Source organism: Corallococcus sp. CA049B (assembly GCF_003611685.1).
Classification (GTDB): Bacteria; Myxococcota; Myxococcia; order Myxococcales; family Myxococcaceae; genus Corallococcus; species Corallococcus coralloides.
In genome coordinates this window covers 1-10,214 of the sequence record NZ_RAWC01000276.1, presented here as the reverse complement: position 1 = coordinate 10,214, position 10,214 = coordinate 1, and the positions used below count along the sequence as shown (strand labels likewise).

Here is a 10,214-nt window from a genome sequence, read left to right as displayed (position 1 = left end):
CTTGAAAGGGGGAGGGGCTTGCCGCACGCTGTGTCTCTTCGCGGACACGCGGTTCGCGCACCTCACCTCCAGGCTCGCAGGCTCCACCATGCTCTCCGTCCTTCTCGCCGGGCTGCTCTCGCAGACGGCGCCGCCGGTCTCCGCCCGCCAGCAGGGCGTGCCCATTGGCCGGGGCGACACGATTCCCAAGGTGGTGTTGAGCGCGCCGTCCGGCGGGTGGACGGTGGACCGGATGCTGCGGATTGAAGGCACGGTGAGCGACGCCTCGGTGGATCCGGTGGTCGTGTCCATCAACGGCGACCGCTACCTGATGCGCACGCAAGGGGGGCGCTTCAGCCGCAAGTTCCCCGCGGCCAGCGGCAAGAACGTGGTGACGGTGATGGCCACCAACAAGGGTGGCACGGCGCGCGCGCAGGCGACGAGCTACGCGCAGGTGCCCCCGGTGCCGCTCAAGGCCATCCTCACGAGCGACACGGACGGCGTCTACACGGACCTGCACATCTACGAGCCCACGGACGCGAGCAGCGCGGGCGACACGCTGGACGTGTCGTCCATGGCGCACGTGTACTGGGCGAACACGCAGAGCCCGTCCGGCGGCACGTTCTTCCTCAACGAGCAGGGCGGCGACTTCGACCAGCCGGCGTACGGCCCGTACCTCTACATCCACCGCGCGCCGCCGACGGGCGTGTACCTGGTGGCGACGAACTACTGGCCCAGCGGCGACAAGGCGCACACGGTGGCCACGCTCAACCTGGCGCTCTTCGAAGGCACGCCGGGCGAGGTCCGCCGCCGCGTGCGCATCCCGCTGGCGACGCCGGGCACGACGCGCGTGCTCGCGTGGGTGAACGTCCTGGGGGACGGGCAGGCGGAGGTGTACGTGCCTTCCGCGGATCCGAAGCCCAAGGGGAACGGCTGGCCCACGAACCTGGAGGAGGCGGTCAAGGAGCTCCAGAAGAGTGGCGACGGCGGTGGTGAGGGAGACGAGGGCTACTGAAGCGACCGGCGCTCCCGGCTCGGCCCCGCCATGCGCGTCCTGATGCTCACGGTGTTGTTGAACGCCGCTCCCGCTCCGTCCGGGACGGCCCCCGTGCGTGAAGGCGCGGTCATCGCGGCGGAGCCCGTGGCGGCGGAGACGCGCGCGCGGCTGCTTCGCCGGGAGGTCGCGCAGGTGGCGCTCGCGCAGGTGAAGGCTCCGGACGCCGCGTGGCAGCCGGCGCAGCGCGACTGCGCGGGCCTCATCCGCTACGCGTACCGCACGGCGTACCGGCGCGTGGCCTCCGAGCGCCTCGCCTCCCCGCTGTGGAGGGACGCGCGCGGTGGGCCCTCCGACTTCGCGGACGCGGAGACGTTGATCAGCCGCAGCTTCGTGCCGCTGGGCCGGGGCGTGGACGCGCGCGAGCAGCTCCGCACCGGGGACGTGGTGGCCTTCCGCCAGGAGCACGACGCGGGCCCCGTCTTCCACCTGATGCTCGTGGTGCGCCCGGAGGACCGGGCCCACGCGCCCGCGCGCGTCGTCTACCACCCCGGTGAGGCTGGAGCGCGCGTGCGCACCGGCGTCCTGGACTCACTCGCCACCGAGGCGCCGCTGGAGTGGCGCCCCGTGCCGGCCAACGCTTCCTTCCTCGGCTTCTTCCGCTTCAAGGAGTGGATGTCATGACGTCTCCCGTGAGCCCGCCGCCCCCCGCTGGAGGCGGAGGCAAGGGCCCCTCGTCCGCCGTGCGCATCGCGCTCATCGGCGCCATCGTCGTGGGCGTGGGCGTGGGGGCCTTCGTCATCGGCCGCAAGAGCGGTGGCGGCGGCTCCGGCCCCGCCTTCTCCTCGGGTGAGCCCAAGGGCCCGCCGACCGCGGGCGCCACCGTGGAGGGCATGCCGGAGATGACCTCCACGAAGATGGAGGTGCCCGGCGCCGCGGCGCTGCCCGCCGTCTGGGTGGACGTGCACTCGCCCGCGAAGGTGCGCGACGCGCTGGCTCGCAACGCGTGGCTGAAGTCGCAGTGGGACAAGCCGCTGGGCCAGGGCTTCGCGAGCGGCTGGGCCGCGTTCCTGGGCTCCACCGGCACCGACCTCAAGGCGTCCTTCAAGGGCGCGGTGCTGGACGTCGTCGTCGGGCAGCTGCTCGACACGCCGTTCCGCGCGGTGTGGTTCAGCGGCGACGCGCGCGTGGGCACGCCCGCGCTCCTCGTCCCGAAGGCGAACAAGACCGCGCAGGCGGCGTGGGACTCGCTGGACGCCGTGGCGAAGCGCGGGGAGATGGTCGCGGACAGCTGCCCCGCCGGGATGGAGAAGGCACCCGACGGCGGCTTCCACCTGTCGCGCTGGCTCGTCGCCGAGCAGACGGTGTGGGCCGCGCGCGCGGCGGACCGGCTGGTGCTCTCGCGGCACCCGGTGGTGGTGCTCCAGGCCCTGTGCACGCCGCTGCCGGAGCTGGACGCGGACCGGGACGTGGACGTGGAGGTGGGCTTCGACCCGAACGCCTACGGCCGCGAGGCGCAGCTCTTCACCCACGTGCTGGGCCTGGGCGAGGACACGCGGCTACAGCTGCGCGTGGACGGCGACCGGCTGGTGGCGAAGGGCATCGCCGGGAAGCTCCGCCCGGACGGGACGGCCTTCGATGGCAAGCCCCTCTCCGACGACCTGCTCAAGCTGGTGCCGGAGGACACGCCGGTGCTGTTCGCGTTCCAGCTCACGCTGCCGGAGTCGCTGGAGCCCGCGCAGCTCAGCGCCTTCTGGAAGAAGGAGGGCCAGCCCCGGATACGCCCGCGCCAGGTGGCCCTGGTGTGGACGCCGCGCGGCAGCACGTCGCTGGAGCCGGAGCTGGCGCTGCTGTGGGGTGAAGAGAAGGACGCGGAGGGGCTGTCCGCGCTGTTCTCCGGCGGAGCTCGGACGCTGGTGAGCGCCACGCTGTGCAAGCACGTGGTGCTGGCCACGAGCCAGCAGGAGGTGGAGCGGCTCCAGAAGGCGTGCGAAGGCCGCGCGCCCAACATGCTCAACGCCGCGGGCCCGGTGGTCGCGGGGCTGCGCGCGCCCTCCACGGTGATGCTGGGCGTCAACCTGGGGCGGCTGCTCAGCGGGCTCGCCATGGACGGCTACACGTCCGAGGCGCGCGTGGACCGCTCGTCGCCCCTGCCCAAGGCGGCGCCCCCCGAAATCGAAGCGGCCCGCCGCGACCTGGAGGCCCTGCCGTACCTGGGCTTCCGCGGCAACGTGCAGGGCTACGTCATGCTGTCGGAAGGGTTCGGGACATGAAGACCTCCGTGCGTTTCGCGGCGTTGGCCGCGCTCCTGCTGTCCGGCGTGGCGCTGGCCAAGCCGCTCTACATCACCGTCCCCCGCTCCTACGGCAGCAGTGAGCCGGTGGCCGTGGACGTCGCCTTCGAGGACCAGGGCCCCGTGGAGCTGCGCGTGCTCCAGCCCGCGAACCTGGACGCGTTCATCCGCGCGCAGGGCGACCTGCGGCGCGCGTATGAGACGCCGCCCACGCTGCTCAACCCGGGCCGTGGCCTGAGCCGTGGACTCAACGCGGTGCGCTCGCCGGGCATCGTGCTGATGGAGGCGCTGTCGCCCGACTTCCGCCAGGAGGTGGGCACGTCGCTGCCGCCGCCGCCGGGGGAGTCCTCGTCCAGCGAGCCGCTGGCGAAGGTGGCGGAGGGGCCGGAGAAGCTGGTGGGCACGCCGCCGGGCTTCTCCGTGGTGCGCAGCCAGTGGCTCAACCTGGACCTGGGCGGCGCCGACCGGGACTTCAACGTGCCGGGCTTCGACACGGGCGACAGGAGCAGCGGCTTCCAGGAGCGCCGCGTGCTGCTCGCGCCGCTGCCCGCGGGCACCTACGTGCTCCAACTGGTGCAGGGCCGGGTGGAGGGGCAGGTGGTGCTCGTCGTCAGCGACGTCACCGTGCAGCTCAAGCAGACCGACGGCCAGGTGCTGGTGCGCGTGGCGGGGAGAGATCAGCAGCCGCGCGCGGGGGCGCAAGTGCAGGTGTACCTGCCCACGGGCAAGGGCCCCGCGGGCACCACGGACGACAAGGGCGAGGTGACGCTGGCGGTGACGGAGCCGCGCATCATCGCGACGGTGACGGCCGGCAAGGACACGGCCATCGTGGACACGGACTTCTACTCCGCGCTGGCGGTGGCGCCGGACGTGTTCATCTACAGCGACCGGCCCATCTACAAGCCGGGCAACGAGGTGAAGTTCCGCGGGCTCGTGCGGCAGCCGGACACGTTCCTCGCGCGGCTCTTCACGCCGAAGAAGCGCGACGTGCGCGTGAAGCTGGTGTCGCAGGAGGGCCGCGAGATTGTGACTCGCGCGGCGGTGGATGAGTTCGGCGCGTTCAACGGCACGCTGAAGGTGCCGGAGGACCTGGGCACGGGCGTGCTGCGCATCGAGGCGGACGTGGACACGCAGCCCCACCAGGGCGAGGCGCGCGTGCAGGACTACGTGAAGCCCACGTTCTACCTGGAGGTGCAGCCCGCGTCGGAGACGGTGGTGCCCGGCCAGACGGTGAGCGTGACGGTGCGCGCGCGCCGCTACGCGGGCGGCGTTCCCAAGGGCGCGAAGTACGAGGTGTTCCTCTACCGCAGCCTGCTGGACGCGCCCGCGTGGGTGGACGACTCCGGCCGCGGCGGCCAGGGCAGCGCGGTGACGTACGGCACCGCCTCCAGCAGCGAGGGCAAGCTGAGCGTGCCGGAGCGGCTGTACTCGTCCGTCGCGGAGCGCCAGGCCACGGACGACCCGTGGTCCTCCGCCAGCGAGTTCGACGCGGAGGGCGAGGCCCAGGTGGAGGTCGCCGTGCCCCCGCTCGGCGCGGGCGAGGACCGGCTGCCGTACCGCTACAGCCTCACCGTGCGCGCGCGGGATGATCAGGAGACGTTCGCCACCGGCACCGCCGCCTTCTTCCTGTCGAAGGTGGAGGTGCTGGGCGTGGCGCGGTTCTCGGACGCGGTGGTGCAGAAGGGCTCGGACGCGCAGCTGTCCGTGCGCGCCACCACGCTGTCCGGCAAGGGCTACGGCGTCACCACGGGCGAGGTGGACTTCGTGCTGGTCCGCGCGGACGGCAGCGAGAAGGAGCTGGGCACGCAGACCTTCACCACGCAGCAGGACGGCACGTCGCGCCAGAAGGTGCCCACCACCGACGTGGGCCGGGTGGTCGCGCGCGTGACGGTGAAGGACAAGAAGGGCGAGGCGTGGACGGGCGAGGAGTCGCTGCTCGTCATCGGCGGCGCGGACGAGCCCGTGGCGCAGGTGCCCAACCTCACGCTCGCGTCGCTGTCCGGCACGCTGGAGCCGGGCGACAGCGCGAAGCTGGTGGCGCTCATGCCGGACGGCTGGGGCCAGGGCGGCAAGGACGCGGGGCCCGTGTGGGTGACGCTGACGGGCGCGAGCCTGTACGGCACCACGGTGGTGCCGTTGAAGGGCCGCACGCTGGTGCACTCCTTCCCGGTGGAGAAGCGCTTCGGCAGCGCCGTGTACGCGTCCGTGGCGTACCCCACGGCGACGGGCCGCTGGGAGGAGCGCACGGTGGCGTTCCGCGTGGTGCCCAAGGAGCGCACGCTCACGGTGGCGTTGCAGCCCCGCCGCGCGGAGGCGCTGCCGCTCACGGAGCAGGCCATCGACGTGCGCGTCACCGACAGCGACGGCAACGGCGTGTCCGCGCAGCTGTCCGTGGGCGTGGTGGACAAGGCCGTCTACGCCATCCAGTCCGAGTTCCGCCCCGGCGTGCTGGACTTCTTCTATCCGCCGGCGCGCGACAACGTGACGAACTTCTATTCGGCGGAGTTCCAGGGCTACGGCTACGGCGAGCAGCTGGCGCGCAAGCTGGCGGGGCTGCCCGACCACGCGTTCGCGTCCATCAAGCCGCCCAGCCGCAACGCGAAGGACCTGGAGAAGGACACGGCGCACTGGGACCCGGCCGTGGTGACGGACCGGGACGGGCGCGCGACGGTGCGCTTCACGCTGCCCTCCAACCAGACGCTGTGGGTGGTGACGGCGGTGGCGGCGGACACGTCCGGCCGCTTCGGTGAGGGCACGGCGGAGTTCGCCACGCGCGGCGGGCTGAACGTCTACGCGGCGCTGCCGCGGTTCCTGCGCGAGGGCGACGAGGCGCTCGCGTCCGTGCGGCTGGCCGCGGGGACGAAGTCCAAGGGCAGCCAGGTGCTGGACGTGCGGTTGCAGCCGGGCGGCGCGCTCCAGGCGGAGGCGCTCCAGCGCAAGGTGGAGCTGGGCGAGGGCGGCGAGCAGGTGGTGCCGGTGACGCTGCGCGCGGCGAAGACGGGCCCGGCGGAGCTCGCGGTGGACGTGGTGGGCGGCAAGGACCCGCTGCGCGACCTGAAGCGCTTCGACGTGGCGCCGGCCGCCGTGGAGGACGCGGTGCAGGTGAGCGCGTGGGGCGGCGGCGCGCTGTCGCTGGAGGCGCCGGAGGCGTCCGCGTTGACGCGCGTGGAGCTGGTGCTCCAGCCGTCCACGGTGGACGCGGCGCTCACCAACGTGCGCGAGCTGCTCACGTATCCGTACGGGTGCCTGGAGCAGCTCGTCTCCACGACGGTGCCCAACGTGGCGGTGTACCAGGTGCTCCAGAAGGCGGGCGCGCTGGACAAGCTGGACCCGGACTCGCAGGCGCTGCTGGCGGAGGCGCGCAGCCGCTCCGTGCAGGGCACGGCCCGCATCCTGGGGCTCGCGGTGAAGGGCGGCGGCTTCACGTGGTTCGGCGGCTACAGCGAGCCCAGCCTGCCGCTCACGCTCATCGCGCTGGACGGCCTGGCGTACGCGTCCGAGGCGGGGCTGGTGGACCGCGACGACGCGCGCATCCAGGAGAGCGCGAAGTGGCTGGAGGCGCAGGAGAACCTGCCGCCGGAGTACGACGCGACGCGCGCCTACGTGCTGGCGCGCTTGCAGGGCCCGCGTCAGGCGGCGCGGGTGCGTGCGCTGGTGGAGGCCGCGAAGCCGGGGGATTTGTATCCGCTGGCGCTCGCGGTGCTGGCCGCGGAGAAGGCGGGCGTGATGAAGGAGCCCGGCCTTCAGGGGCGCATCCAGGAGCTGGTGAAGCAGAGCGGCGAGGGCTTCGCGAAGCTCGCGGCGCTCCGGGGTGAAGCGGAGACGTCCGAGGCGTTCTACCGCTTCCCGCTGCGGCGCGTGGGCCTCACCGCCATCACCGCGCACGCGGCGTCGTTCGGGTCGCTGGATGTCACGCGCGCGCGCAAGCGCATCCTGGAGATGCTGAGCGAGCCGGGCCTGTCCACCTTCGACCGGAGCACGGCGCTCTTGCACTCGCTCTGGCTGGTGGAGCGTGACGCGAAGGCGTTCAAGGGCATGGCGCCGCCGGAGGTGAAGGGCGCTTCGGCGCCGGTGAAGTTCTCGGCGCGCGGCATGGGCCTCGTCGCCACGCTGCCGGCGGGGACTCGCACGGTGGACGTGGGCGGCTTCGACGGCGTGGCCACGCTGCGCGCCGCCGCGATGACGCCGCTCAAGGACTTGCAGCCGCGCGTGAACGGGATGTCCGTGGAGCGCGCGTACTACGTGCTGCGCGAGGGCGGGAAGGTGAAGCTGGACGCGGGCGCTTCCGTGACGCAGGGCGAGGAGGTCTACGTGGAGCTGACGCTGGACGCGCGCGGGGAGAACCGGGCGCGCTCGGCGTACTACGTGGTGGAGGACGCGGTGCCGGCGGGCTTCGTTCCGCTCCAGGAGGACAAGGTCTTCCGCGGTCCGCCGCACTCGCTGCCGCTGGCTCCGGAGGCGCTCAAGCGCCGGCAGCTGGACCCGTCCCACGCGACGTTCTTCTTCGAGGAGCCGGCGTGGTGGAGCGACAGCCCCCGCACGGTGGGCTACGTGCTGCGCGCGCAGTTCGCGGGCACGTTCGCGGCGCCGCCCGCGACCATCGAGGACATGTACTCGGCGCGCATCCGGGGCCGCACGGCGTCGGACGTGTTGAAGGTGGTGCCCTCGAAGACGTCCGTGAGTGACCTGTAGCCCATGGGGTGGGCCGTCGCCGTCGCCGTGCTCTTGTCGGCTTCGCCTGGCTTCGTCACGCGGGGGGATGTGACGCCGGAGGCGGACCTGCGCCGCGAGGCCCAGGCCGCCTGGACGTCCCTGGAGGCGCAGTACGCGGCGCAGGCGGGTGGCCTTCCCACGAGGGCCCCCGCCACCGTGACGCTCCAGAAGGGCACGTCGCTGCCTCCCGAGCGCAACGCGCAGGGGCGGCCCGGCGTGGTGGAGTTGCGGCAGAACACGCCCGGCGTGCTGGACGCGAGGACGCGCACGGCGCTGCGGCACGAGCTGGCGCACCAGCTGCTGTGGTGGGCCTGTCCCGCGTCCAGCGAGGACCGGCTCTTCCACGAAGCCTTCGCGCTGACGGTGAGCGGCGAGCTACCCGCGTGGCGTGACGGCCCCTATCAATCGCTGTCGCGCGCGGCGAAGGAGGTGGCGAGCGCGCCAGAGGTGGACACATCGCGAGCGAGGAGGGGACTCGCGCGCATCCTGGGAGAGCACACGGGGTTTCCCGCCGCGCTGACGCGCCGGCTGCGCCAGTGTCATGACGGAGCGCGGTGGACCACGCCCCTGACGGTGGAGGAGCTGGCGGACGTGGCGGTGCTCGCGCCCGAGCCGGCCACGGTGGTGGTGAGCCGGCACTCGGGAGAGGTGCTGTTCTCGGAGGGAGACGTGCGCCGCGCGGTGCCCTACGGCTCCGCGCTCAAGCCGTTCCTGTACGCGGCGGGGACGGCTCTTGCCTCGAACTCAGCTGCGCCGCCACTGCTCGCGCCGCGCCGGGGCGTGCAGGAGTGGGTGTGCGGCGCGGGCCTGCCTCCGGAGGTGGACGCACGGCTCGCGCTCCTGCGCTCGTGCAACGGTTGGTTCCTGGACTGGGAGGCCACGGGGCTCGCGCCCAAGGCGTTTGGTGTCTGGGGCCCGGTGCTGTCCGCGGTGGGCCTCACCGGCCTGCCCTCGGACATGACGGAGGCCATCGGGCTCCGCTCCGCGCATGGCCTGTCTCCGTGGGGCATGGCGCAGGCGTACCGGCTGCTCGCGGAGGCGCGGCCGGACGTGCTCGCGCTCCTCACCGGCAACGTGGATGAAGGCACGCTCAGCGGCCTCTCCACGTCCAAGGCCCTCAAGGGTGTCGCCACCAAGACGGGCACCGTGCGCGACGCCGCGAGCCGCCCCCAGTTGGGATGGATCGCCGCCGTGGACACGGACCTCGTCGCCGTCATCGTACGGCCCGGCAAGATGCCCCGGCACTTCGTGGATGAGCTCCCCGCGCTCCTCACCCGAGTGCGCCGTCAGGCGGGACTGGACGCCGCGCGCGTGCAGGTGCTCGGCCTGCTTCCCTCCGCGACCGTGGAGGCCCGCTGCTCGGGCGCCGGCTTCTCGCTCGATGACGGCGCTCCGCGCGCCGCGCCGCCGGACTTCTCGCGCCTGGACGCGCTCACCGCGAAGGGCCCCGCCGTCTGCCTGGGCAGCCCGTGGCGCGTGCGCTTCCCGGACGGCCCCGATGGTGGCCGCGACTACGCGGGCGTCTTCACCTGGTCCACGCCTCCGCCGTACCGCCCTCCACCCGGCGTGCCCACCACGCCCAGCGCCCTCAAGGCCCGGCGCGGCTCCGACTTCGTCTTCCGCACCACGCGCGTGCAGTACACCGCAGGCGTCGTCGCCGCCGAGGACGTCACCCTCAAGGGCGAAGCCCGCGTCGCCCTGGCCCGCGTCGCCGCGCACAACGAGCGCCACGCTGACACCCGCCACTCCGGCCGCGCCCTCTGCGACACCACCCACTGCCAGGCCTTCCGCGGCACCGTGCGCATCCGCCCGGAAGAGCCCCGCGCCCTCCAGCTCCCGCCCCTGAAGTGGGACGCCTGGCTCACCTTCTCGCAGGGCGGCGCCACCCCGTGGCGCGAAGTCCGCACGCGCTCGGAGGTGGAGGCCCTGCTGGGCAGGAACCTCGTCTCCCTGCGCTTCGAGTCCGGCCGCGTGCGCTACCTGCGCACCGAAGGCACCCCCGCCGCGCCCTACGAGGACGCGCGCTCCCTCCCGTGCGACACGCTGCGCGCCGGCCTGAAGCTCCCCTCCTGCCCCCAGCGCGCCTCCTTCGACGGACCCCAGGTCCTCTTCGAAGGCCAGGGCCGTGGCCACGGTGAAGGCCTGGACGTCGAAGCCGCCAAGGCCAGTCCCGGCCTCTCCAGCGACGCGCTCCTGGAGCGCGCTTATGGGGCCCGGCCTCCCACCCCCTGAGTC

5 protein-coding genes are annotated in these 10,214 nt (G+C 73.2%); all 5 read left to right on the top strand.

The genetic code is table 11. The annotated features are described in order from the left end of the window. Positions 1-88 precede the first annotated feature (88 nt). From D7W82_RS35515 to D7W82_RS35495, 5 genes are read left to right on the top strand one after another with little or no spacing between them, the layout of a single operon-like run. A complete protein-coding gene (locus D7W82_RS35515; protein WP_120622551.1) occupies positions 89-994 on the top strand; it encodes a DUF2135 domain-containing protein in 906 nt (301 codons plus the stop codon). Between the two features lie 30 nt (positions 995-1,024). After that, complete coding sequence (locus D7W82_RS35510) at positions 1,025-1,657, top strand: DUF1175 family protein (protein WP_120622550.1); 633 nt, start codon at positions 1,025-1,027, stop codon at positions 1,655-1,657. Continuing rightward, a complete protein-coding gene (locus tag D7W82_RS35505) occupies positions 1,654-3,246 on the top strand; it encodes a hypothetical protein (RefSeq protein WP_199727935.1) in 1,593 nt (530 codons plus the stop codon). Before D7W82_RS35510 ends, D7W82_RS35505 begins: the two co-directional genes overlap by 4 nt. After that, positions 3,243-7,958, top strand: coding sequence for an MG2 domain-containing protein (locus tag D7W82_RS35500; RefSeq protein WP_120622548.1), 4,716 nt, complete (start codon positions 3,243-3,245; stop codon positions 7,956-7,958). Before D7W82_RS35505 ends, D7W82_RS35500 begins: the two co-directional genes overlap by 4 nt. A gap of 3 nt (positions 7,959-7,961) precedes the next feature. Further along, a complete protein-coding gene (locus tag D7W82_RS35495; protein ID WP_120622547.1) occupies positions 7,962-10,211 on the top strand; it encodes a hypothetical protein in 2,250 nt (749 codons plus the stop codon). Positions 10,212-10,214: the final 3 nt, after the last annotated feature.

Excerpts from the sequence above, each read along its gene's own strand:
- D7W82_RS35515 (WP_120622551.1), top strand. The coding sequence starts at position 89 with ATGCTCTCCGTCCTTCTCGCCGGGCTGCTCTCGCAGACGGCGCCGCCG.
- D7W82_RS35510 (WP_120622550.1), top strand. The coding sequence starts at position 1,025 with ATGCGCGTCCTGATGCTCACGGTGTTGTTGAACGCCGCTCCCGCTCCG.
- D7W82_RS35505 (WP_199727935.1), top strand. The coding sequence starts at position 1,654 with ATGACGTCTCCCGTGAGCCCGCCGCCCCCCGCTGGAGGCGGAGGCAAG.
- D7W82_RS35500 (WP_120622548.1), top strand. The coding sequence starts at position 3,243 with ATGAAGACCTCCGTGCGTTTCGCGGCGTTGGCCGCGCTCCTGCTGTCC.
- D7W82_RS35495 (WP_120622547.1), top strand. The coding sequence starts at position 7,962 with ATGGGGTGGGCCGTCGCCGTCGCCGTGCTCTTGTCGGCTTCGCCTGGC.